26 protein-coding genes are annotated in these 24,766 nt (G+C 54.3%); 9 read left to right on the plus strand and 17 right to left on the minus strand.

The window, feature by feature from the left end; all coding sequences use genetic code 11:
- Nucleotides 1-61: 61 nt before the first annotated feature.
- Complete coding sequence (locus tag SOM40_RS12905) at nucleotides 62-1,996, plus strand: exoribonuclease II (protein WP_320530099.1); 1,935 nt, start codon at nucleotides 62-64, stop codon at nucleotides 1,994-1,996.
- Nucleotides 1,997-2,319: 323 nt separating this feature from the next.
- Nucleotides 2,320-4,311, plus strand: coding sequence for a cyclic di-GMP phosphodiesterase (gene pdeR / locus SOM40_RS12910; RefSeq protein ID WP_225758623.1), 1,992 nt, complete (start codon nucleotides 2,320-2,322; stop codon nucleotides 4,309-4,311).
- On the opposite strand, the gene SOM40_RS12915 is transcribed toward pdeR, so the two are convergent.
- Nucleotides 4,308-5,177, minus strand: coding sequence for a crotonase/enoyl-CoA hydratase family protein (locus SOM40_RS12915; RefSeq protein ID WP_106993140.1), 870 nt, complete (start codon nucleotides 5,175-5,177; stop codon nucleotides 4,308-4,310). The two genes, pdeR and SOM40_RS12915, sit on opposite strands and share 4 nt — an antisense overlap.
- Nucleotides 5,178-5,369: 192 nt before the next feature.
- Here SOM40_RS12915 and yciZ point away from each other — a divergent pair, with 192 nt between their 5' ends.
- The 3 genes from yciZ (at nucleotide 5,370) to osmB (ending at nucleotide 6,853) form a co-directional block, all read left to right on the plus strand.
- Nucleotides 5,370-5,552 carry a protein YciZ/DeoL gene (gene yciZ / locus SOM40_RS12920; RefSeq protein WP_106993141.1) on the plus strand — a complete coding sequence of 61 codons (183 nt, stop codon included), beginning with the start codon at nucleotides 5,370-5,372 and terminating at the stop codon, nucleotides 5,550-5,552.
- 68 nt (nucleotides 5,553-5,620) lie between these two features.
- Complete coding sequence (yciT, locus tag SOM40_RS12925; RefSeq protein WP_106993142.1) at nucleotides 5,621-6,376, plus strand: DNA-binding transcriptional regulator YciT; 756 nt, start codon at nucleotides 5,621-5,623, stop codon at nucleotides 6,374-6,376.
- A 261-nt stretch (nucleotides 6,377-6,637) separates the two neighbouring features.
- Nucleotides 6,638-6,853 (plus strand): osmotically-inducible lipoprotein OsmB, encoded by a 216-nt coding sequence (gene osmB, locus SOM40_RS12930; RefSeq protein ID WP_106993143.1) that lies wholly within the window; start codon nucleotides 6,638-6,640, stop codon nucleotides 6,851-6,853.
- Between the two features lie 113 nt (nucleotides 6,854-6,966).
- Here the strand turns inward: osmB and yciH are convergent, their stop codons facing one another.
- The 5 genes from yciH to pgpB all read right to left on the minus strand — a co-directional run bounded on the left by yciH (nucleotide 6,967) and on the right by pgpB (nucleotide 10,615).
- The gene (yciH, locus tag SOM40_RS12935; RefSeq protein WP_320530100.1) at nucleotides 6,967-7,293 is read right to left on the minus strand and encodes a stress response translation initiation inhibitor YciH; all 327 of its coding nucleotides are present in this window, start codon (nucleotides 7,291-7,293) and stop codon (nucleotides 6,967-6,969) included.
- On the minus strand, nucleotides 7,293-8,030 hold the full coding sequence (gene pyrF, locus SOM40_RS12940; RefSeq protein ID WP_225758622.1) for an orotidine-5'-phosphate decarboxylase: 738 nt from the start codon (nucleotides 8,028-8,030) through the stop codon (nucleotides 7,293-7,295). Before pyrF ends, yciH begins: the two co-directional genes overlap by 1 nt.
- Nucleotides 8,031-8,214: 184 nt before the next feature.
- Nucleotides 8,215-9,384, minus strand: a complete 1,170-nt coding sequence (gene lapB, locus SOM40_RS12945) for a lipopolysaccharide assembly protein LapB (RefSeq protein ID WP_106993146.1) — start codon at nucleotides 9,382-9,384, stop codon at nucleotides 8,215-8,217.
- A 6-nt stretch (nucleotides 9,385-9,390) separates the two neighbouring features.
- Entirely contained in the window at nucleotides 9,391-9,699 is a 309-nt protein-coding gene (locus tag SOM40_RS12950; protein ID WP_106993147.1) for a LapA family protein, read from the minus strand.
- Nucleotides 9,700-9,850: 151 nt separating this feature from the next.
- On the minus strand, nucleotides 9,851-10,615 hold the full coding sequence (pgpB, locus tag SOM40_RS12955; protein ID WP_166182679.1) for a phosphatidylglycerophosphatase B: 765 nt from the start codon (nucleotides 10,613-10,615) through the stop codon (nucleotides 9,851-9,853).
- Nucleotides 10,616-10,812: 197 nt separating this feature from the next.
- Between pgpB and ribA the strand changes: the two genes are divergently transcribed.
- Nucleotides 10,813-11,403, plus strand: a complete 591-nt coding sequence (gene ribA / locus SOM40_RS12960) for a GTP cyclohydrolase II (protein ID WP_106993149.1) — start codon at nucleotides 10,813-10,815, stop codon at nucleotides 11,401-11,403.
- A gap of 48 nt (nucleotides 11,404-11,451) precedes the next feature.
- On the opposite strand, the gene acnA is transcribed toward ribA, so the two are convergent.
- From acnA to topA, 6 genes are all read right to left on the minus strand, one after another.
- Nucleotides 11,452-14,127 (minus strand): aconitate hydratase AcnA, encoded by a 2,676-nt coding sequence (gene acnA / locus SOM40_RS12965; RefSeq protein ID WP_320530101.1) that lies wholly within the window; start codon nucleotides 14,125-14,127, stop codon nucleotides 11,452-11,454.
- A gap of 167 nt (nucleotides 14,128-14,294) precedes the next feature.
- Nucleotides 14,295-14,396: a small membrane protein YmiC gene (gene ymiC / locus SOM40_RS12970; RefSeq protein WP_225758619.1), complete on the minus strand. Its 102-nt coding sequence runs from the start codon at nucleotides 14,394-14,396 to the stop codon at nucleotides 14,295-14,297.
- 126 nt (nucleotides 14,397-14,522) lie between these two features.
- A complete protein-coding gene (locus SOM40_RS12975) occupies nucleotides 14,523-14,693 on the minus strand; it encodes a YciX family protein (RefSeq protein ID WP_501050319.1) in 171 nt (56 codons plus the stop codon).
- Between the two features lie 2 nt (nucleotides 14,694-14,695).
- Nucleotides 14,696-14,836 (minus strand): YmiA family putative membrane protein, encoded by a 141-nt coding sequence (locus SOM40_RS12980; RefSeq protein WP_225758618.1) that lies wholly within the window; start codon nucleotides 14,834-14,836, stop codon nucleotides 14,696-14,698.
- 335 nt (nucleotides 14,837-15,171) lie between these two features.
- A complete protein-coding gene (cysB, locus tag SOM40_RS12985) occupies nucleotides 15,172-16,146 on the minus strand; it encodes an HTH-type transcriptional regulator CysB (RefSeq protein WP_106993152.1) in 975 nt (324 codons plus the stop codon).
- A gap of 187 nt (nucleotides 16,147-16,333) precedes the next feature.
- Nucleotides 16,334-18,928 (minus strand): type I DNA topoisomerase, encoded by a 2,595-nt coding sequence (gene topA, locus SOM40_RS12990; RefSeq protein WP_106993153.1) that lies wholly within the window; start codon nucleotides 18,926-18,928, stop codon nucleotides 16,334-16,336.
- Nucleotides 18,929-19,324: 396 nt separating this feature from the next.
- On the opposite strand from topA, the gene SOM40_RS12995 reads away from it, so the two are divergent.
- Entirely contained in the window at nucleotides 19,325-19,576 is a 252-nt protein-coding gene (locus SOM40_RS12995) for a YciN family protein (protein ID WP_106993154.1), read from the plus strand.
- A 34-nt stretch (nucleotides 19,577-19,610) separates the two neighbouring features.
- Here SOM40_RS12995 and sohB read toward each other — a convergent pair whose 3' ends face one another.
- The gene (sohB, locus tag SOM40_RS13000; RefSeq protein ID WP_262673585.1) at nucleotides 19,611-20,657 is read right to left on the minus strand and encodes a protease SohB; all 1,047 of its coding nucleotides are present in this window, start codon (nucleotides 20,655-20,657) and stop codon (nucleotides 19,611-19,613) included.
- 249 nt (nucleotides 20,658-20,906) lie between these two features.
- Between sohB and SOM40_RS13005 the strand changes: the two genes are divergently transcribed.
- Both SOM40_RS13005 and cobO read left to right on the plus strand, forming a co-directional pair.
- On the plus strand, nucleotides 20,907-21,668 hold the full coding sequence (locus tag SOM40_RS13005; protein ID WP_106993156.1) for a YciK family oxidoreductase: 762 nt from the start codon (nucleotides 20,907-20,909) through the stop codon (nucleotides 21,666-21,668).
- A complete protein-coding gene (gene cobO / locus SOM40_RS13010) occupies nucleotides 21,665-22,255 on the plus strand; it encodes a cob(I)yrinic acid a,c-diamide adenosyltransferase (protein WP_262673584.1) in 591 nt (196 codons plus the stop codon). Before SOM40_RS13005 ends, cobO begins: the two co-directional genes overlap by 4 nt.
- 32 nt (nucleotides 22,256-22,287) lie before the next feature.
- On the opposite strand, the gene rluB is transcribed toward cobO, so the two are convergent.
- The 4 genes from rluB to SOM40_RS13030 form a co-directional block, all read right to left on the minus strand.
- On the minus strand, nucleotides 22,288-23,163 hold the full coding sequence (gene rluB / locus SOM40_RS13015; RefSeq protein WP_261645307.1) for a 23S rRNA pseudouridine(2605) synthase RluB: 876 nt from the start codon (nucleotides 23,161-23,163) through the stop codon (nucleotides 22,288-22,290).
- Nucleotides 23,164-23,439: 276 nt separating this feature from the next.
- Nucleotides 23,440-23,931 (minus strand): Hcp family type VI secretion system effector, encoded by a 492-nt coding sequence (locus tag SOM40_RS13020; RefSeq protein ID WP_106993160.1) that lies wholly within the window; start codon nucleotides 23,929-23,931, stop codon nucleotides 23,440-23,442.
- A 1-nt stretch (nucleotide 23,932) separates the two neighbouring features.
- Complete coding sequence (locus SOM40_RS13025; protein ID WP_320530102.1) at nucleotides 23,933-24,205, minus strand: hypothetical protein; 273 nt, start codon at nucleotides 24,203-24,205, stop codon at nucleotides 23,933-23,935.
- Nucleotides 24,180-24,701, minus strand: a complete 522-nt coding sequence (locus tag SOM40_RS13030; protein ID WP_166182693.1) for a DUF2778 domain-containing protein — start codon at nucleotides 24,699-24,701, stop codon at nucleotides 24,180-24,182. The genes SOM40_RS13025 and SOM40_RS13030 overlap by 26 nt, the downstream gene beginning before the upstream one ends.
- Nucleotides 24,702-24,766 lie beyond the last annotated feature (65 nt).

The following is a 24,766-nucleotide window of genomic DNA, read 5'->3' on the forward strand; positions in this document are numbered from 1 at the left end:
CTGTAGCAGTGAGATTCGCGTAAAACTGTCAGCCGCTCAATGGCTACGAAAATAGATCACTATGCTCCAGGACAACCCGCTGCTAGCGCAGCTTAAACAGCAACTGCATTCCCAGACGCCACGTGCTGAAGGGGTGGTAAAAGCCACGGAAAAAGGCTTTGGCTTCCTTGAAGTCGATGCACAGAAAAGTTACTTCATTCCGCCTCCGCAGATGAAGAAAGTGATGCACGGCGATCGTATTACTGCCGTGATCCATAGCCAAAAGGATCGTGAATCCGCCGAGCCTGAAGAGCTGATTGAACCCTTCCTGACCCGCTTTGTGGGTAAGGTGCTGCGTAAAGATGACCGTCTGTCCATCATCCCGGACCATCCCCTGCTGAAAGACGCCATCCCTTGCCGCGCAGAGCGCGGCGTCGAGCATGATTTTAAAGAAGGTGACTGGGCGGTAGCTGAGATGCGCCGTCACCCTCTGAAGGGCGACCGCGGCTTTTATGCCGAACTGACCCAGTTTATTACCTTTGGCGACGACCACTTCGTGCCATGGTGGGTCACCCTGGCACGCCATAATCTGGAAAAAGAAGCGCCAGAAGGCGCGGCGACGGAGATGCTGGACGAAGGTCTGGAACGTCGCGATCTCACCGCCCTCAATTTCGTGACCATCGACAGCGCCAGCACCGAAGATATGGACGATGCGCTGTATGTGGAAGAGCAGGCTGACAGCAAGCTGCTGTTAACCGTGGCGATTGCCGATCCAACGGCCTGGATTGCTGAAGGCACCCCGCTGGATGAGTCTGCCAAAATCCGCGCCTTTACCAACTACCTGCCGGGCTTCAACATCCCGATGCTGCCGCGCGAACTCTCTGATGACTTGTGCTCCCTGCGCGCCAATGAAGTGCGTCCGGTCCTCGCCTGCCGCATGACCATTGCTGCCGATGGCACCATCGAAGAGAACATTGAGTTCTTTGCCGCCACCATCGAGTCGAAAGCCAAACTGGTGTACGACGAGGTGTCTGACTGGCTGGAAAACAGCGGTAGCTGGCAACCTGCCAGTGACGCCATTGCCGAACAGATCCGTCTGTTGCAGCGCGTCTGCCTGAGCCGCAGCGAGTGGCGTAAGACCCATGCGCTGGTATTCAAGGATCGCCCTGACTACCGCTTTATTCTTGGTGAAAAAGGCGAAGTGCTGGATATCGTTGCTGAACCGCGTCGCATTGCTAACCGCATTGTTGAAGAGTCAATGATTGCGGCGAACATCTGTGCCGCTCGCGTCCTGCGCGATAAACTCGGTTTCGGCATCTATAACGTGCACACCGGCTTTGACCCGGCAAATAGCGAAACGCTGGCTGCCCTGCTGAAGACCCACGACGTACACGTTGATCCGCAGGAAGTCCTGACCCTGAACGGCTTCTGCAAGCTGCGTCGTGAGCTGGATGCACAGCCGTCCGGCTTCCTCGACAGCCGCATTCGCCGTTTCCAGTCTTTCGCTGAGATCAGCACCGAACCGGGCCCGCACTTTGGCCTCGGTCTGGAAGCCTATGCAACCTGGACCTCCCCGATCCGTAAGTATGGCGATATGGTTAACCACCGCCTGCTGAAAGCGATCGTTAAAGGTGACACCATCGCCCGTCCGCAGGACGAAACCACCGTGCAGATGGCGGAGCGTCGTCGCCTTAACCGCATGGCGGAGCGCGATGTCGGTGACTGGCTGTATGCCCGCTTCCTGAAAGACAAAGCCGGGACTGATACCCGTTTTGCGGCCGAGATCATCGATATCAGCCGCGGCGGCATGCGCGTTCGTCTGGTGGATAACGGCGCTGTGGCCTTCATTCCGGCTCCGTTCCTGCACGCCGTGCGTGATGAACTGGTCTGCAGCCAGGAGAACGGCACCGTTCAGATCAAAGGTGAATTGGCCTTTAAAGTGACCGAGGTTATCGACGTCACTATCGCTGAAGTGCGTATGGAAACACGCAGCGTCATCGCCCGCCCAGCCGTCTGATTATTGTCTGCTAAAAAGTCGGATTCACCCACCCCGGGTGATCCGACTTTTTTATTACCACTAAAAACCATTCTCACTATTTTTACTGACCTTTTCCTCCCACAAATTGCAAAAAGCGATCACAATTATTAGCGACGGGCGGGTTCACGCTATGCTGCATTTGTAGAATATTCATTCGCCTGTATCCTTTTTCGCTATTCTCGTTCTACTATTAAGAATACTGGGAAAAACAATAAGTTTAGCTCGGGGTCACCGCCGTTTTAACGCGATTAAACCGACTGAAAATGCACAATGTGTGCAATTAAGTGCGCCTGGGAGAGAGCATGATTGACGATCTGGAGCAAAATTTGCTGTTTCGTTACATGGGCACCCACAGTCCCTGGTGGCGACTGACGGCGGACAGCAATGCTCTGCATCTTGCGGCCAGTGAAAGTGCCGATACGACGCAAGTTGTCGCGCTCTCCGATGAGCAGGCCAGTCATATTCGCCAGATGACGGTGATCACCTCCAGCATTACCATGACACTCTCCCTGTACGGAACCGAGGTGCCGGTGCATCTGGTGGGCCGTAAAATCACCAAAAAAGAGTGGGCTGGCACCGCCTCCGCCTGGCATGATACCCCCTCCGTTGCCCGCGATCTGGCGCAGGGTTTATCCTTTGCCGAACAGGTAGTTTCCGAAGCCAACTCGGTAATTGTCATCCTCGACCGGCACGGCAATATTCAGCGCTTTAACCGCCTGAGCGAAGAGTACACCGGGATGAAGGAGCAGGAGGTCATCGGCCAGAACGTTTTCAAGCTGTTTATGAGCCGCAGCGAAGCCGCCGCCTCCCGCCGCAATATCAGCGGTTTTTTTCGCGACGGTAGCTCCTATGAAGTGGAGCGCTGGATCAAAACCCGCAAAGGGCAACGCCTGTTCCTGTTTCGGAATAAATTCGTGCACAGCGGCAGCGGTAAAAACGAAATCTTTCTTATCTGTTCCGGGACGGACATTACCGAAGAGCGCCGCGCCCAGGAGCGACTCCGGGTCCTGGCCAATACCGATACCATCACCGGCCTGCCAAACCGCAATGCTATTCACGATATGATCACCGAAGCGATCGACACGCGCGGCGATACCCAGGTGGGCGTGGTCTATCTTGACCTCGATAATTTCAAAAAGGTGAATGACGCCTACGGGCATATGTTTGGCGATCAGCTGTTACAGGCGGTGGCGCTGGCGATCCTCAGCTGTCTGGAAGATGGGCAGGTGCTGGCCCGTCTTGGCGGGGATGAGTTCATCGTTCTGGCCAGTGGCACCTCCCAGGGCGCGCTGGAAGCCATGGCCTCGCGGATCCTTACCCGACTGCGCCAGCCCTTCCGGATTGGTTTGATCGAAGTCTATACCGGCTGCTCGCTGGGTATCTCTCTCGCCCCGCAGCACGGAACCGACCGTGAGAGCGTGATCCGCAATGCCGACACCGCCATGTACACCGCCAAAGAGAACGGCCGCGGGACGTTCTGCGTCTTCTCCCCGGAGATGAATCAGCGCGTCTTTGAATACCTGTGGCTGGACACGAACCTGCGCAAGGCGCTGGATAACGACCAACTGGTGATCCACTATCAGCCCAAAATTACCTGGCGGGGCGAGGTCAGAACCCTCGAAGCGCTGGTTCGCTGGCAGTCGCCGGAACGCGGGCTGATCCCGCCGCTGGAGTTTATCTCCTATGCGGAAGAGTCCGGGCTCATTGTACCGCTGGGCCGTTGGGTAATGCTCGACGTGGTGCGCCAGATCGCTAAATGGCGTGATAAAGGCATTAACCTGCGGGTAGCGGTCAACGTCTCTGCCCGTCAGCTGGCGGATCAAACCATCTTCAGCGATTTGAAACAGGCGTTAAAGGATCTCGACTTTGAGTACTGCCCGGTTGACGTGGAGCTGACGGAAAGCTGCCTGATTGAGAACGAGGAGCTGGCGCTGTCGGTCATTCAGCAGTTCAGCAAGCTGGGGGCGCAGATCCATCTCGACGATTTCGGCACCGGGTATTCGTCGCTGTCGCAGCTGGCCCGCTTCCCCATCGATGCAATTAAGCTCGATCAGGCTTTTGTGAGGGATATTCATAAGCAGTCGGTGTCGCAGTCGCTGGTGCGCGCGATTGTTGCCGTTGCTCAGGCGCTGAATTTACAGGTCATTGCCGAAGGGGTGGAGAGTGCGAAAGAAGACGCCTTTCTGACGAAGAATGGCGTCAACGAACGACAGGGTTTTCTGTTTGCTAAGCCCATGCCCGCTGTCGCATTCGAGCGATGGTTTAAACGTTACCAGGCACGCAACGCGCGTTAGCTGGCTTTACGCAGGCCTGATGCAGTGTGGCGATCCTGAAGCTGAACCAGCCGCTGCATATAGGCCACGTCCTTCGGCTGGAGGCAAAATGCAGCGTCCACCCAATCTTCCGTGATGTCCATCAGCTCACTGCGCGGCAACTGTAATACCCGTTGACGGGCGCGCAGCATGGCTCTGACGCCGTTCATTTTAGGTTGTAAGGTGTCGATGAAGGTCCGTGTCGCCACGTAGCCCTGACCGGGTTCGAACAGCACGTCCACCAGCCCCTGCTGCTCATACCACTCCGCCGTGTGGGACTCCCCTTTATAGATCAGCTCCTCTGCCAGTTTCATGCCTGAACGGCGCGCCACCAGCGAGTAGCCACCCATGCCGGGGAACAGATTAAAAGCGATCTCCGGAAAGCCTAAGCGCGCATCCCGTTGAGCCAGTAGGAAGTGGTGCGCCAGCGCGGCCTCAAATCCGCCGCCAAGCGCACTACCCTCCACCATCGACAGGGTGATCGCCCCGGTATCAAAGCCCCGCGACGCCGCATGGACGCAGTCCACACAGGCGCGAGCATACGCCCGAAGCGCTTCGCGACGACCATTCTCTATGCACTCAACAAAGAAGCGTAAATCCCCGCCGGTGTTGTAGATATCTGGCACCAGCGATCCGGTTACCCAAAAATCAACCTCAAACCCCGACTGCCTTACCAGCCACGACAGGTTCATGATCTCCTCAATGAGGGCATGATTGAAGCAAGGGCGCGGCTGAGCTCGCAGCATCATCCACAGGGTGCGTCTTTCCTCCTCGTAGTAACCGGCGAGTTGGGTGAATCGTACAGAATCAGTAAACAGTTTACAGGTAGCCTGATTGATAATTGTCATAGTCTAATTCCTCATAGAAAAAAGCGCCTTGCGCGCAGAATTAGACTAATCCACTACTAAAGTCCTCTGTATAAAGAAGTACGAAAATATCACTACCATTAATGTGCTTTCGTTAGCACACTTTTTCCCTTCTCTTTTGCCTTCAATTTCTGCATCATTGAATTTATTCACTTTTCATTTAGGGATGAGATTATGTCTGATATCGATGCACTGAAAGTTGCCCAACGTATTGATACTGTGCTGGATATTCTGGTTGCAGGTGATGTGAACTCTGCTCTGCGTAATCTCGAGATATTAAAATCAGAATTACTGACTCAAGCGGGCGCACAGAAAAACGGCGATGCAGCACAGCCTAAATCGCCGTGGGAAGTTTAAGGGTCGCAGCAGCCCACATGGTAATGTCAGTTTTCAACTAACGGCTCTGCCGTTTTAATATGGATGCTATGAATTCCCGACAACAAATAATATTACAGATGGTGATCGACACGGGTCGCATGAGCGTCGTTGATCTGGCTAAAAGCACCGGCGTATCTGAAGTCACCATTCGCCAGGACCTCAATCTTCTGGAAAAGATGAGTTATCTGCGCCGCGCACATGGCTATGCCGTGCCGCTGGACAGCGAAGATGTCGAAACGCGCATGATGAACAACTACGCCCTGAAACGTGAACTGGCAGAGTTTGCCGCTTCTCTGGTCAACAATGGCGAAACGGTGTTTATCGAAAATGGCAGTTGTAATGCCCTGCTGGCGCGAACGCTGGCTGAGCAGAAAGAGGATGTGACCATCGTGACGGTGAGCAGCTACATTGCTCATCTCCTGAAAGAGACGCGCAGCGAAGTCATTTTGTTGGGCGGTATCTATCAGAAAAAAAGCGAAAGCATGGTTGGCCCACTGACGCGTCAGTATGTTCAACAGGTGCATTTCAGCAAGGCTTTTATCGGTATCGATGGCTGGCAGCCTGAGACCGGTTTTACCGGGCGGGACATGATGCGTTCTGACGTGGTTAACGCGGTACTTGAGAAAGGCGCTGAGGCCATTGTGCTGACCGACAGCACCAAGTTTGGCGCAGTGCATCCCTACACGATGGGCCCTGTCTCCCGCTTCAATCGGGTGATCACTGACGAGGGCATCAAAGCGGCCCACAGCGAGAAGCTACAGCAAGAAGGCCTGATCGTCGATATCGTTAAAAAACCGGCCTGACTCTCCTCTACGCCCGCCTCGTCGGGCGTTTTTTCTGCCCTTTCGCTCTGAGATTATTCTGACGCAGCCTTTAAGACTATTTACCTGTCGGATCAGTGATAAAGACGTAAAATTATTGTTAGCGATATAACAGGAAGTAACTATCACCTGCGTGATTTTGTAACGCCTGCGCAATCAAGTTTCATGGAAAACTGGCTTAAGAGTTTTACACTTATTTAAGCAGAGCTATTTCCGTGGATCACTATTTCAGGAGAATGAGTTATGTCTATTAACAGCAAAAAATTATCCGCTGCTATGCTGGCTGTCACGCTGGCGTTATCACTGAGCGCATGCTCCGGCATGAGCAGACAAGATCGTAATACCGCGATTGGTGCGGGTGCAGGCGCAATCGGTGGTTCCGTCTTAACAGACGGTAGCACGCTGGGTACCCTGGGTGGTGCTGCAGTGGGTGGTATCATCGGTCACCAGGTTAAATAACTTACCGATTACCACCGCAGTCATTTGATACCGCCCTGTTGTTTCTGGCGCTATCTCAAAATAAAAACAATAAGCCACGGTCTCGACCGTGGCTTATTTGTTTCTGCTAAGCGTTAACCGCCCGCTAATTTCACTTTCATCCCTTTTGCTTCCAGCAGGGATTTAATCAGATCCCGCTTATCGCCCTGGATCTCAATCACGCCATCTTTAACCGATCCGCCACAGCCACACTTTTTCTTCAGCTCGGCGGCAATGGCTGTCAGGGTGGCATCGTCGGCATCAATGCCGGTCACCAGGCAAACGCCCTTGCCTTTGCGTCCGCTGGTCTGGCGTTGAATGCGCACAATGCCGTCGCCTTTCGGGCGCTCAGCTTCCACCTTCGGTTCATCGATGCGCCCGGTGCCGGTCGAATAGACCAGGCGGCTGTTGGTATCGCGCATTAGGCCCCCTTGTGAAGTGATGCGTTGATGGCTTTCAGGGTCTGAGCCGGATCCGCAGACTGGGTCACCGGTCGACCAATAACCATATAGTCTACGCCCGCTGCCAGCGCCTGCTCAGGGGTCATAATGCGGCGCTGATCGCCGGCATCGCTGCCCTGTGGACGAATGCCTGGGGTGACCAGCTTAAAATCCTGACCGATAGCACTTTTGAAGCGCACCGCTTCCTGAGCAGAGCACACTACACCGTCCAGCCCGCAGGAATGGGTCAGCCGCGCCAGGCGCTCGGCATGCTCAGCCGGTGACAGGGTCACGCCGAGATCCAGCAGGTCGCTGGCTTCCATGCTGGTCAGCACGGTGACGGCAATCAGCAAGGGGGCGTCTTTGCCAAACGGCAGCAAGGCTTCCCGGGCGGCTGTCATCATCCGTGCCCCACCTGAAGCGTGGACGTTCACCATCCAGACGCCCAGCTCGGCCGCCGCGGCTACCGCATGGGCCGTAGTGTTAGGAATATCGTGGAATTTTAGATCCAGAAAGATATCAAAGCCGCGCTGCTGCATGTCACGCACGATTTGCGGGCCAAAGAGCGTGAACATCTCTTTGCCGATTTTCAGGCGGCAGTCGCGCGGGTCAATACGATCAACGAACGCAAGCGCGTTATCGCGATTGTTGTAATCCAGAGCGACAACAACAGGAGATTCAGTACCTGCGCGGGAAGAAGAGGGAGCTACAGACGTCATGACCGGACCTTCTCGTCGATGGGCGCCGCATCGGCGCGGGAATGATAAACGGCGTGCATTCTACCTGTGCCTCGCTGAAATTAACAGGTTCCATTTCCATTCCTGCCAGACCGCAGCGCGCACCGACCAGCCTGGATGCCAGACTTAGAGTATGTTGTAACTAAAATGAGATTTTTTTTAAAAATTACTGCCCATCGAGGCCGCGAATCGGCTTGATGGTGGACCAGGCGCGGCAGGACGGACAGTGCCAGTACAGCGTATAGGCGGTAAAACCGCACTTCTGGCAGCGGTAGCGCGGCTTACTGCGGATCTGCTCGCCGACCATGTCACGCAGAACCATCAGACTCTCTTTAGCACGCCCCTCTTCTGCATCGTGCAGGTGATAATCCATCAGCTTGTGGAAGACACGCATGGTGGGATGACGCTGCAGCTGACGTGTGATGTAGACCTGCGCCGTGTCACTGCCTTCATGCTCCTGGACGACATCCGCCAGCATCAGCTCCGCATACGCCCCGGTGTTCTCTTCCACGCAGCGGCGCAGGAAGGCAACCCACTCTTCGGCCATACCCAGTTGCTGATAACAGGTTTGCAGCATCTCCAGAGTTTCGCTGACCAACTCTTTATCCTGCTCGATGACCCGTAGCAGGCTCTCTACCGCTTTCTGATAATCGCCTTTCGCCATGTACACGCGCCCCATCATGATGGAGACGCGCGCGCTGCTGCGATCGGCGGCAGCGCCTTTCCTGAGCAGCGCCATGGCTTTATCCATGTCTTCATTGCCCATCTGCTGGAGAGCCAGTTCGCAATAGAAATGGGCAATTTCGACGCGCTGTTTGTCTTTACCCAGCTTCACCAGACGTTCGGCAACGTCGATCGCCTTCTGCCACTCGCTGGTGGCCTGGTAAATCTGCAGGAGTTGTTGCAGGGCGCTGATGCGGAAATCGGTTTCGTCCACCAGCTGGTTAAACATCTCTTCGGCGCGGTCGTACAACCCGGCCGCCATATAGTCACGACCCAGCTGTTGTACGGCCAGCAGACGCTGCTCATAGGTTAATGAGGCGCTTTCCATTAAGGTCTGGTGAATGCGAATGGCGCGGTCAACTTCACCGCGGGAACGGAACAGATTGCCGAGAGTAAGATGGGCCTCAACGGTGCCGGTATCCTCTTTCAACATCTCGAGGAACAGGTCGACCGCTTTGTCCTGTTGGTTGCTCAGAAGGAAGTTAACCCCGGCAACGTAGTCGCGTGACAGGCGGTTAGCTTCATCCTGTTTTGTTTGTTGCGCACTTCTGCGGCCCATATACCAGCCATAGGCTGCGGCTACAGGCAAAAGCAGAAACAACAACTCCAGCATCTTTGATTATTCCTTCGCTACCGGCACACCTGAACTCACCGGAACGTCGGTCGTGGGCGCAATCTGGTATTCAAGACGTTTAATTTTACGTTCAGCACGGGCAAGTGAAACCCGAACTTTCAGCCAGAACAGGCCGCAAATAAGCCAGCCGATTGCAAACCCGGCCGCAAAGAGTACCGCCAGCAGGCTGGAAATCCGATATTCGCCTTGCGCCAGCAGATAATTAAAGGTTACCTGTTGATCGTTTTGCGCACCCAATGTGACGGAAATGACGAAAATCGCCAATACCAGTAAGAAAATGAGTAAATATTTCACATTACTTCCCGTTATGTGGTTTGAGCGAATAAAGAGTGTTCAACATCGCGTAGCCAGCCTTATAAACTACCATTTTAAGGACGGGCGCGAAACGGAAAAAGCATCGCGCCACGGTGAGATCTGCGGCTAAATATGAGAATTTCAACCGCTGTCAGCTTTCCTGGTCCCTGTCGGCTATTTCCCGCTTCTCTTCTACTGGCGGCGTGAGTGGACCACAGACGCGCTGAGCAAGCCAGGTCGCACAGGTGATCAGCAGCCACGACATCAGGGTGGCCACCACCAGATCCCGCGGCCAGTGCATGCCGAGCAGCAGGCGGCTCCCCATGACACCCGTCGCCCACACCAGCAGAATGGCGATAGTGAACGTGCGTCGGCGCGGCCACAGCAATCCTACCCCTAACAATGCCCAGCTCGCGGCGAACATTGTGTGGCCAGACGGGAAGGCAAATCCTGTCTCTTTTTGCCAGTGCTTGCGTAAGAATGTCGGGACAGCCTGTTGTTCAGTAAGCTGTTCTTTCACCAGTTCGCCGCGTTCTTTACGCTTTAAATTGTAGAAGTCGTTGACCGGGACATGGTGAGTTTTTTCCAGCCAGACGACAAACGGACGCGGCTCCTGAACCTGATCTTTCACCCAGGATTTGAGTCCCTGGCCGATCAGGATCACGCCGGCGAGAATGGCAAAGAGCATAATGGCGGCCCGCAGGCGAAAACGCAGGCACCATAGAAACCATCCGCACAACAGCGCGTGCGTAATAATGCCCCAGGGTTGGGTGACCGTCTCTGTGATCCAGTACAGCGCCTTGAGCCACCCGCTATCCGCGCCAGGCTGCCACTGCCAGCCCGATATCCATACAGTCGCAGGCATAATGAGTAAAATCCCTGCACCAACTGCCGTGCGGCGGGCAATAGAAAGCATGTCGTCTCCTTTTTTCGATAAGCCTCACAATCATAACCGAAAAATTACAGTCGCGTAAAAATGTCGGATTGTGCGTTTAACGTTCGTTAAGCTGGCGGTGATTAGGTGAACCCGCGCAGCTTGTGGCAAAATATGACAATACCGACAGCCAAACAGGCAACAGACACAAGGCGTGTCAGCATTTTCTGGAGAATCACATGCAGCTTAAACGTGTGGCAGAAGCCAATCTGCCAACCCCATGGGGCGATTTCCTGATGGTGGGTTTTGAAGAACTGGCAACCGGGCAGGATCACGTTGCGTTAGTGTTCGGGGATACCTCCGGGCAGACGCCAGTGCTTGCTCGCGTCCATTCCGAGTGTTTGACGGGTGACGCCCTGTTTAGCCTGCGCTGCGATTGTGGTTTTCAACTGGAAGCCGCCCTGTCGCACATTGCGGAAGAAGGCCGTGGCATCCTGCTATATCACCGTCAGGAGGGTCGTAATATTGGCTTGCTGAATAAAATCCGCGCCTATGCCCTGCAGGATCAAGGGTACGACACCGTGGAAGCGAACCACCAGTTAGGCTTTGCTGCCGATGAGCGCGATTTCACCCTCTGCGCCGATATGTTCAAGTTGCTGGGCGTGGACGAAGTGCGTCTTCTGACCAACAACCCGCGTAAGGTCGAAATTCTGACCGAAGCCGGCATCAACATCGTTGAGCGCGTGCCGCTGATCGTGGGCCGCAACCCGAACAACGAACACTATCTGGATACCAAAGCGGCGAAGCTTGGGCATCTCCTTAGCGAATAAAAAACAACAGCCCGGCAGCGCAAGGCAAGCCGGGCTGGTCACAGCACGTTAATTCAACATATTACGAATCACATAGTGCAGGATGCCGTCGTTCTGGTAGTAGGTCAGCTCTGTAGCGGTATCAATACGGCAGCGACACGCCACCATCTCGGTTTGCCCGTCCGCCCGCGTCAGTTTGACCGGTACCGTGGCACCCGGCGTCAGACTTTGCAGATCCGCAATATCAATGCGTTCCTCCCCGGTCAGCCCCAGCGTTTTACGTGATGTCCCCTGCGGGAACTCCAGCGGTAAAATCCCCATCCCAATCAGGTTTGAACGGTGGATACGCTCAAACGACTCAGCGATCACCACGCGCACGCCCAGCAGTCGAGGCCCTTTTGCAGCCCAGTCGCGACTGGATCCGGAACCGTACTCTTTCCCGGCAATGACCGCCAGCGGCGTACCTTCCTGCTGATACTTCATGGCAGCATCGTAAATCGAGATCACTTCCGTGCCCGGCAGATGGCGGGTCATCCCACCTTCGACCCCTGGCACCATCTCGTTGCGGATACGGATATTAGCGAAGGTGCCGCGCATCATCACCTCATGGTTGCCGCGACGCGAACCGTAGGAGTTGAAGTCACGTCGCTCCACGCCACGACTCTGCAGATATCGCCCAGCCGGGCTATCGGCTTTAATGCTGCCCGCCGGGGAGATGTGGTCGGTGGTCACCGAGTCGCCAAGGATGGCTAACACCCGCGCGCCGTGAATATCTTCCAGCGGTTTTGGTTCGGCCAGCATCTCGTCGAAGAAAGGCGACAGACGAATATAAGTCGAATCATCCTGCCAGCTGTAGGTGTCTGAGCGCGCCACCTCAATCGTTTTCCACTCCGGCGTGCCTTCGAACACTTCGGCATACTCTTTGCGGAACATGTCGGTGGAGACTTTTTCCACCGCGAGGGCGATCTCCTGCGCTGACGGCCAGATATCCTTCAGATAAACCGGATCCCCTTTGCGATCGTGCCCCAGCGGCTCGGTCGCGAGGTTAATATTCATGTTGCCGGCCAGGGCATAGGCCACCACCAGCGGCGGCGATGCCAGCCAGTTGGTTTTAATCAGCGGATGGATACGACCTTCGAAGTTACGGTTGCCAGAGAGCACCGCCCCTACCGTCATATCGCCCTGCTTGATGGCCGTCTCGATAGGCTCCGGCAGCGGCCCCGAGTTCCCGATACAGGTGGTACACCCGTAGCCGACCAGGTTAAAGCCCAGCTCATCCAGGTACGGTGTCAGCCGGGCCTGGGCCAGATAATCGGAGACCACCTTGGACCCCGGGGCCAGCGAGGCTTTTACCCACGGCTGGCGTTTCAGCCCAAGAGTAACGGCTTTTTTTGCCAGCAGCCCGGCCGCCATCAACACGCTGGGGTTAGAGGTGTTGGTACAGGAGGTAATGGCCGCGATCACCACCGCGCCATCCGGAAGCTGGTACTGATGGCCGTTCATAACATAATCAATGGGACGGCTATCCTTGTGGGCGGTGTTAACCTCCAGCTCGGTGCTGGCGGCAAAGGCCTTCGGCACATCTGCCAGCGCCACCCGATCCTGAGGACGTTTCGGCCCGGCAAGACTGGCTTCCACTTCGCCCATATCCAGCGCCAGAGTGCTGGTGAACACGGGTTCATCACCCGGGTTACGCCACATTCCTTGCGCTTTGGCATAGGCCTCGACCAGCGCGACCTGCTCGCTGCTGCGCCCGCTGAGGCGCATATATTCCAGCGTTACGCCGTCAATCGGGAAGAAGCCACAGGTTGCGCCATATTCCGGCGCCATGTTGGCGATGGTGGCCCGGTCAGCCAGCGGCAACGTATCGAGCCCGTCACCGTAGAATTCAACGAATTTGCCCACCACCCCATGCTTACGCAGCATCTGCGTCACGGTGAGCACCAGATCGGTTGCGGTGATGCCTTCACTCAGTTTGCCGGTCAGCTTAAAGCCGACCACGTCAGGGATCAGCATCGAGACCGGCTGGCCGAGCATGGCGGCCTCAGCTTCGATCCCCCCTACCCCCCAGCCCAACACGCCAAGACCGTTGATCATGGTGGTGTGCGAGTCAGTACCGACCAGGGTATCCGGGTAGGCCACCCACTCTTTATCCTGCAGTTCGCTCCACACCGCTTTGCCAAGGTATTCGAGATTGACCTGATGGCAGATGCCGGTGCCGGGCGGGACAACGCTGAAGCGGCTGAAAGCCTGCTGGCCCCACTTCAGAAACACATAGCGCTCGTGGTTACGCTCCATCTCCAGACGCACGTTCTCTTCAAAGGCCTCATCGTCGCCAAAGTGGTCCACGGTTACAGAGTGGTCAATAACGAGGTCCACAGGAGAAAGCGGGTTCACTTTGGCGGTATCGCCGCCGAGGCGTTTAACCGCTTCGCGCATCGCCGCCAGATCGACTACCGCCGGGACGCCAGTGAAGTCCTGCATCAGGACCCTGGCCGGACGATAGGCAATTTCCCGGTCGGCATGGGCATTTTGCAGCCACCCGGCGAGGGCGTGGATATCCTCGCTGGTGACAGAGTCCTCATCCTGCCAGCGCAGAAGGTTTTCCAGTAATACTTTAAGCGACTTGGGTAAACGCGCGATGTCCCCAAGCTCCCTGGCGGCCAGCGGCAGGCTGTAGTAGTGATAGGTTTTGTTCTCGGCCTGCAATGTGTCCTTACTGGCTTCGCGTAAGGTTAACGACATAAGCTCCTCCTTAATTACCGGGATTGCGATACCCTGACCTTTATCAGGGCCGTAATTAAAGATAACACATCGTCACCGTAACGATTTGATAACAACTCAAATGGACAAATTTAAGACTACAGGAGAGGGTAAAAACAAAAAGCCCCGCTTTAGCGAGGCTTTATTTTTCAGTGTAAGGTGAGGGAGATGAGCTGGTACCAGAAGAGAATCGACAGGGAGAACGCAGCGATCCACGACCAGTATTTAACTCCGGATATATTATTCATCATTGTGACACCCGTCTTTATTTATTTGTTTACGGCTGAGTCTGGCTCAGTTCGGTATTGCTGAAATGTATTTATTTAAGAGTACAAAAGTGCACTGGATTATTAATGCACTACGCCTGAGCGGCAGAATTATTGTTTTTTGGTATCGTCTTCTGCGAACGAATCAATGAAGGCTTGCTGCTGCGGAGACAGTGTCCAGGAAGCAGGCACTTGCCCTTTAACTTCTTTACGGACTTTGCGGCGAGTGTCACGTTGCTGACACATTGGTTTCACTGCTTCACTGCGCCCCTGTACCGTCATAGTTAACCCCAAAATTTCCAGACCAGTAACGCCACCACCACCCAAAACAGCGTGGAGCCGAGAAACACCGCCAGCCAGGCTTTACGCTTAAGCCCTGGGTTCCGTTGCGGATCCTGACGTCCTGACGGCATTGCTAACCTCATACAATCGATATCGCTTATCATTTAGATACCAAACAATTGGTATAAGTAATCATGGTTGAGATAAATCCTAAAGAAACTTTAGTTGAAAATCCAGTGAATTTACCAATCGTATACCGTGAAATATCTAATCTTTTGAGCGGAAATATATAAATGAAACGAGGAATTTGCGTAGCGGCTATTTATTTTCTATTTTGGTTGTCTTTTTGTTACGGACAGGTACAGAAAGCGCTAAAACTCTATGGTTATTCTGAGGAATGGCAAGCGTGAGGCGGGGTTTAATTCGGATAAACGCAGGGATAACGGTATCCTTCCCGCAGGAAAGATACCGCAGGGTATTATTTCTCTGGCAGCTTAATATCTTTAAACATCGCTTCGATGTCTTCATTAGAACGCAGCGCCACTGCCGTATCCACCACATCGCGGGTTAAATGTGGAGCGAAACGCTGAATGAAATCATACATATAGCTACGCAAGAAAGTGCTACGACGGAAACCAATTTTGGTGGTGCTATGGCCGAACACCCCCTGGGTATCCAGGCGCACCAGATCGGGATCGGCTATCGGATCGACTGCCATGCTGGCAATTACCCCTACCCCCAGCCCCAGCCGTACATAGGTTTTAATCACGTCGGCATCGGTGGCGGTAAAGACGATCCGTGGCGTCAGCCCCGCACGATTAAAAGCGGTGTCCAGCTCTGAACGGCCGGTAAAGCCAAAGGTATAGGTCACCAGCGGATACTGAGCGAGCTCTTCGATCGACACCGACGTTTTGGCCGCCAGCGGGTGTTCCGGCGTCACTACAATCGAGCGGTTCCAGTGATAGCAAGGCAGCATGACCAGATCGTCGTAAAGATGCAGCGCTTCGGTGGCAATAGCAAAATCCGCATTGCCTTTGGAGACCGCCTCAGCAATCTGCGTCGGTGAGCCCTGATGCATATGCAACGACACGCGAGGGTAACGCTCGATAAAGCCTTTAATCACGCCCGGCAAGGCGTAACGTGCCTGAGTGTGGGTGGTGGCGATATACAGGGAGCCTTTGTCAGGCCAGGTATGCTCGCCTGCCACGGATTTAATGGCATCGACCTTCGACAGCACCTCGCGGGCGATACGGATAATCTCCTGCCCCGCCGGGGTCACCTGGGTAAGATGTTTACCGCTGCGGGCGAAAATCTGGATCCCCAGCTCATCTTCAAGCATACGGACCTGCTTACTGATACCGGGTTGGGAGGTATAAAGACCTTCTGCGGTCGAGGAGACATTAAGGTTGTGGTTGACCACCTCAACGATATAGCGAAGCTGCTGTAGTTTCATGCGGGACCATCCGATTGAGCGCACACGGGCAATCGCTTAAGACGATTTGATAATAAGAAAAGGATTAACTATAACCACTATATCATTTATATCATTGCTGTATAGCCCGTAACAAAAAATAATAAACAGGCAATAAAAAAGGGCCGGATGTCCGGCCCTTTTACAGGTAAGTTGCGGTAATTAAGGCTTATTTCTTGCCTTCAACCCATTTGCCGTCAACATAAAATGCTGACCAGCCGGTGGCTTTACCGTCCTTTTCAGCAGCAACATACTGCTGCTTGGTTTTACGGCTAAAACGTACAACCGTTTTGTTGCCTTCAGGATCCTGCTGTGGCGCATCGGCCAGATAGCGCAGCTTCTCTGCCAGGCGATCGCGGAAGCGGAACAGCTCTTCCACTAACGGCGCACGCGTTTCACGTGATTTCGGGAAGGTGTTAGCCGCCAGGAAGACGCCTGCGGCACCGTCACGCAGGACGAAGTAGGCATCAGACTTCTCGCACGGCAGCTCCGGCAAAGGAACCGGATCTTCCTTCGGCGGTGCCACTTCACCGTTACGCAGGATCTTACGCGTGTTTTTGCAGTCGTCGTTGGTACAGGCCATGTACTTGCCAAAACGCCCCATCTTCAGGTGCATTTCAGAACCACATTTTTCACACTCCACGATCGGACCGTCATAGCCCTTAATGCGGAACTCGCCCTCTTCGATCTCGTAACCGTCGCAGGTCGGGTTGTTACCACAGACGTGCAGCTTACGCTTCGGATCGATCAGGTAGCTGTCCATCGCTGTGCCGCACTTGTTACAGCGGCGCTTAGCGCGTAATGCGTTGGTTTCCGCATCATCGCCTTCCAGCACGTTCAGCACTTCGTTTTCCGGCACCAGGTTGATGGTGGTTTTGCAGCGCTCTTTCGGTGATAAAGCATAGCCTGAGCAGCCGAGGAACACGCCGGTAGTGGCGGTACGGATCCCCATCTTGCGGCCGCAGGTCGGGCAGTCGATGCTGGTCAGCACCATCTGGTTCGGCTGCATGCCACCCTCTTCAGGGTCTTTTTCCGCTTTTTCCAGCTGGTTGGTGAAGTCGCCGAAGAAGCTGTCGAGCACTTTCTTCCACTCGGCTTCGTGGTTCGCCACCTGGTCCAGGCTGTTTTCCATCTGCGCGGTAAAGTCGTAATTCATCAGCTCGCGGAAGTTAGCTTCCAGACGATCGGTTACGATTTCACCCATTTTCTCTGCATAGAAACGGCGGTTTTCCGTACGCACATAGCCGCGATCCTGGATGGTCGAAATGATCGACGCATAGGTAGACGGGCGACCGATGCCGCGTTTTTCCAGCTCTTTCACCAGCGAAGCTTCGCTGAAGCGAGCCGGTGGCTTGGTGAAGTGCTGGGCTGGCGTCAGTTCAACCAGAGAGAGTTCATCCCCGGCGTTGACCGCTGGCAGGGTTTTGTCTTCATCACCCTTACGCAGCGCCGGCATCACTTTGGTCCAGCCATCGAAACGCAGAATACGGCCACGCGCTTTCAGGCGGAAATCACCCGCACCAACGGTCAGGGTGGTGGAGTCGTACTGCGCTGGTGTCATCTGGCAGGCGACAAACTGGCGCCAAATCAGCTGATACAACTTCTGCGCATCGGCTTCCATATCCTTGAGGGATTCCGCCACCACAGCAACGTCAGAAGGACGAATCGCTTCGTGCGCTTCCTGTGAATTCTCTTTGCTGTTGTACTGGTTGGCGCTCTCCGGCAGATACTTCTTACCGAAGTTATCGCCAATGTAATCACGCACCATGTTCACTGCGTCCTGGCTCAGGTTGGTGGAGTCAGTACGCATATAGGTAATGTGACCCGCTTCATACAGACGCTGAGCCATCATCATGGTTTTCTTCACGCCGTAACCCAGACGGGTACTTGCCGCCTGCTGCAGCGTGGAAGTGATAAACGGCGCGCCCGGCTTGCTGCTGGTCGGTTTGTCTTCACGATCCAGCACCTGATAGCGGGCCTTTTCCAGCACCGCAACCGCAGCCATCGTCTGCTCACGGTTTTCAGGGCGGAACGGCTTATCGTTCTGGTGCGACACTTCCAGCGGCAGCGTATCGCCGCCTGGCGTGGTCACGCTGGCGTCAATTTCCCAGAACTCTTCTGGCACAAACGCTTTGATTTCGCGTTCACGCTCAACCACCAGACGCACGGCAACAGACTGTACGCGGCCCGCTGACAGGCCACGGGCAATCTTTTTCCACAGTAGTGGAGAGACCATGTAACCCACGACGCGGTCCATAAAGCGGCGCGCCTGCTGAGCATTAACGCGATCGATGTTCAGCTCGCCCGGCTTTTCAAAAGCCTGACGGATCGCGTTTTTCGTAATTTCGTTAAACACCACGCGGCTGTAGCGGGTGTCATCTCCCCCGATCACTTCCCGCAGGTGCCATGCAATGGCCTCCCCTTCGCGGTCAAGGTCGGTTGCGAGATAGATGTGGTCGGCTTTTTCCGCCAGCTGTTTCAGCTCGGAGACGACTTTCTCTTTACCCGGCAGCACTTCGTACTGTGCCTGCCAGTTATCCCACGGGTTAACCCCCATGCGATTTACGAGCGCGCTACGTTCATCCTTTTTAGGCTTTTTGGCCCCTTTGGTGGAGGTAGAGTCGGCGCTCTTCTTGGCTGAGCCACTGGTCGGCAGATCGCGGATATGACCGACGCTGGACTTAACCACGTAGTCACTACCCAGATACTTATTGATCGTTTTGGCTTTTGCCGGGGACTCAACGATAACGAGAGCTTTACCCATATTCACCTTTACCTAATTTGTTTCTTCCAGGAATACGTCGCGTGAGTTCACCTTCCACTGGCGACGAGTCATCTATATAACGACGTCATCAGTGGATATCAACCCCCATTCGGACCAGTCGCCAAAAACGACCTCAGCCAGGTGGTTGAGATTACGGGCTTTTTCTCGCTCCGGTGTGACTGCACGACGAGATTTAGGTCGAATGTCAAGCAAATCTATTGCCAGAATGACGAAAGCGCACACTCTACCTGATAAAATCCGTTACGCAACTTTATTAGCATGCAAAAGCAAATCACGCCAGCGCTGTCCGTCTTGCCCTGCATGCCCGAAAACGGGGAAAATTTGCTCCCGGGACCGCGTCAGCGTAGACTAATATCACTGTTTAAGGAGGGGATAATGCAGCAAACTACCCAACCAATTGACCGCGCAACGTTGCTTGCCGAAGCAAATAAACTCATTCGTGAACATGAAGACACTCTGGCAGGGATCGAAGCCACTGGAGTGGAACAGCGTAATGGCGTGCTGGTGTTCAGCGGCGAGTACTATCTCGATGAGCAGGGGCTACCTACCCCACGCAGCACGGCGGTATTTAACATGTTTAAATACCTGGCCCATGCGCTATCGGAAAAGTACCACCTGGTCGATTGAAGCAAAACGCGAGGCACTGGCCTCGCGTTTTTGTTTACAGCAGGGGTTTTTGTCCACGCTGCAGCCAGCGTAGCAGGAGACGATCCGCACTCTCTGCGGCGCTATTGGTAAAACGGTCCATCAGCTTTTTCCGTCGCATATAGCGCACGCCTACCAGCTCGCGGCCCTCCATCAGACCCAGCAGCAGATCGTCGCTGGTCCCCACCTGGTCCACCAGCCCTTTTTCCAGTGCCTGGGTGCCGTACCAGTGTTCACCGGTCGCTACCTGCTCGATATCAAGCGTTGGACGCATCTGCTTCACAAAGCTTTTAAACAGCAGGTGCGTGTCGTTAAGATCCTCACGGAACTTCTGTCGCCCTTCCTCGGTGTTTTCACCGAGCAGAGTCAGGGTGCGCTTGTACTGACCCGCCGTGTGCAACTCAACGTCAATATCTTTGTTTTTCAGGAAACGATTGAAGTTGGGGATCTGCGCCACTACGCCAATCGAACCAATAATAGAGAAAGGCGCAGCGACGATTTTATCGGCCACGCAGGCCATCATGTAGCCACCGCTGGCGGCAACTTTATCTACCGCCACCGTCAGTGGGATCTGCCTGTCACGCAGGCGTTGCAGCTGCGAGGAGGCCAGCCCGTAGCCGTGCACTACCCCACCCGGGCTTTCAAGACGCAGGACAACCTGGTCTTCAGCTCTGGCCACTGCCAGCACGGCGGTGATCTCTTCGCGCAGGGAGGAGACCTCATGCGCATCCATGCTGCCTTTGAAATCCAGCACATAGACCCGCGGTTTTGGCACCTCGGCGCGGTGCTCCTGCTTTGCTTTCTGCTTTGCCGCTTTCGCGTCAAGCTTGAGCTTTTTCTTCTGCGCTTTGTGCCACAGCTTTTGTTGATGCGGGTCAAGCAGCGCCACCGACATCTCTTCCTTCATTTCCGTGTACTGCTCGCTTAACCGGGTGATCCGCAACTCACCGCGCTGACGTTTACGCTGCGTCAGGTTGACAATCAGAACTGCGACCACCGCAATGGCAATCACTACCGTTGCTATTTTGGCCAGAAATAAACCGTATTCAGAAAGTAATTCCACGCGTCCACCTTGGTTTAACCACTTGTTTTCACACCCAGTGTACAACAGCCTTCGCCAGGCGTCTCGCACCTGACGATACCCTTGCGAGGCGTCTTCAGGAATTGGCATTTCACGGAAAAATGTTTGCAAATTGTTAATTTTACAGTGAACTCTCCGGATGACTGATTGATATCCTGCTCACTTTCGGGCATAAAGCCGAAAAGAGACCGCACAGCATGGGCCGCGCCAACGCGCGCCAGAGGAGTGACTTTGCACTATCAACCCAAAAAAGATCTACTGCAAAACCGTATCATCCTGGTCACCGGCGCCAGCGACGGTATTGGCCGTGAGGCGGCGCTGACTTACGCCCGCCATGGCGCACACGTCATTCTGTTGGGGCGGAATGAAGATAAACTGCGCGACGTTGCGCAAGCGATCGCCAGCGAGGGCGGCGCACCGACCCACCAATATACGCTCGACCTGTTAACCTGCACTCCAGAAGAGTGCCAGCAGCTTGCCCGGCGTATTGCCGCAGATTATCCGCGTCTGGACGGGGTATTGCATAATGCGGGTTTCCTCGGTGAAGTGCGCCCGATGGATCAGCAGACCCCGGAGATCTGGCAGCAGGTGATGCAGGTGAATGTCAACGGCACCTTTTTCCTTACCCAGGCACTCCTTCCTTTATTACTGCAGTCCGATTCCGGCTCGCTGGTGTTCACCTCGTCCAGCGTCGGGCGTCAGGGGCGCGCCAACTGGGGTGCTTATGCGGCCTCGAAATTTGCTACTGAAGGGATGATGCAGGTGCTGGCGGAGGAGTATCAGAGCCGCCACCTGCGCGTGAACTGCATCAACCCCGGCGGCACACGCACCGGGATGCGCGCCAGTGCGTTCCCGAGCGAAGATCCGCTTAAACTGAAAACCCCGGCCGATATCATGCCGCTCTATCTGTGGCTGATGGGCGACGACAGTCGCCGCAAAACCGGTATGACCTTTGATGCCCAACCCGGCCGTAAACCAGGAATATCGCAATGAGTGATGAACGTCATCAGCAGCGCCAGCAGCGCCTGAAAGAACAGGTTGATGCCCGCGTTGCCGCCGCTAAGGATGAGCGCGGAATTATTATCGTCTTCACCGGCAACGGCAAAGGCAAAACCACCGCGGCCTTTGGCACCGCGACCCGCGCCGTGGGTCACGGGCAGAAGGTGGGCGTGATCCAGTTCATCAAGGGAGAGTGGCCGAACGGCGAGCGTAATCTGCTTGAGCCTCACGGAGTTGAGTTTCAGGTGATGGCGACCGGGTTTACCTGGGACACCCAGAACCGCGACACCGACACCGCGGCCTGTCTGGCCGTCTGGGAGCAGGCGAAGCGCATGTTGGCCGATCCAACGCTCAATATGGTGCTGCTGGATGAGATCACCTATATGGTGGCTTACGACTACCTGCCTTTGCAGGAGGTGGTGGAGGCACTGAACAACCGTCCGACACACCAGACGGTGATTGTCACCGGGCGCGGCTGTCATCGGGATATTCTGGAGATGGCGGATACGGTCAGCGAGTTACGCCCGGTCAAACATGCCTTTGATGCCGGCATTAAAGCGCAAATCGGTATCGACTATTAAGAAAAAACCCGGCGATACCGGGTTTTATTTTTTTAGCCGTTGTTGTTACGGCTGCCAGAGCGGCGATTGCTGCTGACCTGGCTGTGACGTTTGACCGCCCGACGAATCTGATTTGCTTTCATGCGACGACGATCTTTTTCTACCGCTACTTTCGAGGTGGTTTCCGGCGTCAGTGACACCAGTTCGCGCAGATAGTTAGTCTGGGTTAAATCCAGCTCGGTATAGCCGCCGCGTGGCAGCCCTTTCGGCAGCAGGATGTCGCCGTAGCGTACACGGATCAAACGGCTAACCTGCACACCAACGGCTTCCCACAGGCGACGCACCTCGCGGTTACGGCCTTCGGTCAGGGTCACGTTGTACCACTGGTTAATGCCTTCACCACCGGTAAATTTGATGGTTTTGAAGGCGGCCGGGCCATCTTCAAGCTGCACGCCGCGCGACAGATCGCGGATCTTGTTCTCGTCGACTTCGCCAAACACGCGAACAGCGTATTCACGCTCCACTTCACGGCTTGGGTGCATCAGACGGTTTGCCAGCTCGCCGTCGGTGGTGAACAGCAGCAGACCGCAGGTGTTAACGTCCAGACGACCTACAGCGATCCAGCGCGCACCGCGCAGTTTTGGCAGACGGTCGAACACGGTCGGACGGCCTTCCGGATCGTTACGGGTGCAAAGCTCGCCTTCAGGCTTGTAGTAAGCCAGCACGCGGCAAATTTGCTCGGCAGACTCTTTCACTGAGATCAGGTGGCCGTCAATACGGATTTTCAGGCCTGGCACGATGTCGACACGGTCGCCTAGGGTGGCGATTTTACCGTCCACACTGACACGACCTGCTTCGATAATGGTTTCGATTTCACGGCGTGAGCCGTGGCCGGCGCGGGCCAGCACTTTCTGTAATTTTTCGCTCATTGAGCTTCCTTCAGGTGTCGCCTTCACAGGCGTCTGGTATACTTTCGAAAACAACGAGTCAGGCCCAAAAAGACCTTAACTCGCTGATCTATAACTCTTTCATAGCACACAAAATGGCGGACAAGGTGCCGCACATAGTGATTCATGGCCGCACATACTACATGAATTTTAGACTAAATGATTCAACAAGTTTTGTGCAGCAGCGTTCTGGTATGGATAACCTGAAGCAAACCCAACGGATCGGCTCTCTCGTACAGATGGGGCCGTCAGATTTCGTTATGCTGTAGGGCGCTCGTTCCATGCGTCGGTATGCTGAATGTTGCCATCCACTATGCGCCAGGTGATTTTCTCATATTGGATACTGATGCTTTCTACGTGGTTCATTTTATCGTTTCCCGATAATTTAACGTTAGGTACAGCGCAGTTAACGCCAGTAATCTTTACATTTTCCATCAACACCGTGTAATAGCAGACTTCTTGTCCGGCATCGTTAATGTGATAAAACTTAATCTCTGCACTTTTCAGCGTCTGACCTGTAGATGCTGCTTTATAAAGGTAGGGCGTGGAGCTATCCACTTCCTTTTCAATCATCATGGATGAGTGCTGGCGTGTCCCGGTGATTTTACCGTTAGCACTGTCTACAGGCAGGTTTATCCCGTGGCTTAACCCTATTATCTCTATGCTTCCTTCGCGATCCTCAACGTCAACAGATCCTTTAATATCTGCGCCGCCATCGTCTTTCAACCACATATACGGAGGGATTGGCACTTTATTTTATCCTTATTTTTTTGATTAACTTCATTGTTATGACATAGATAAATATAGCCACTGGCAAGATAGCAATTATGTGAATATATAAATACAGATCATAAAAATTATCCGCACCAATCTCATCCGGCCCATAAATAATATGACCAATGCGTGTGGCTAAGTCATCGTTAAACCAGAGTTCAGGGTCACCTATCAGGCGGCCTACAACTATAAATAATGTAATAAAATAAATAACTTTACTTATTCTACGAACGAATGTTGTTATAGCCACCAGCAACTACCTCCACCCATCCTCTCGCCATCAACGACCGCATACAGGGAACCTGAACAAGTGATGTATTCATAAGCGCATTATAAATCATCGCAAAATCAGAATTATGAGCGATTGTTATGCAGCCTTTTGACGAAGCACCGGGATGCAAACGGAAGCTACCGCGCTTAACACCCTCTATCCAGGCATTATCGTCGATTCCCCAATCATCTCGCCACAAGGCAAACCAATCCGATTTACCAAAAGGGCTGATATTCAGTATTCTCTTTGTAAAATCTTTAATTTCAAGTTGCTTTTGCGAGAACCAGTTCCCCTCATGCCGATCCACAATCCAATACTTACCGGGCGGAATTGGGCCATTGTCAGGAATATTTCGGCATCCCCCATTATTGCGACAAACGCCTTTACCTGAGTGCGCCATAAACACACCCACACCGTACAAATTAAATGGTGCATAGTCTGCCCCGTTCAGAATTAACGTCCCTTGTAACGCCATAGATAACCCTTTTACTTATAAATATGTATTCACGTATCGTACATCTACATATTCATGCGGGAATA

Source organism: Leclercia sp. CFBP8987 (assembly GCF_034044995.2).
Classification (GTDB): Bacteria; Pseudomonadota; Gammaproteobacteria; order Enterobacterales; family Enterobacteriaceae; genus Enterobacter; species Enterobacter tamurae.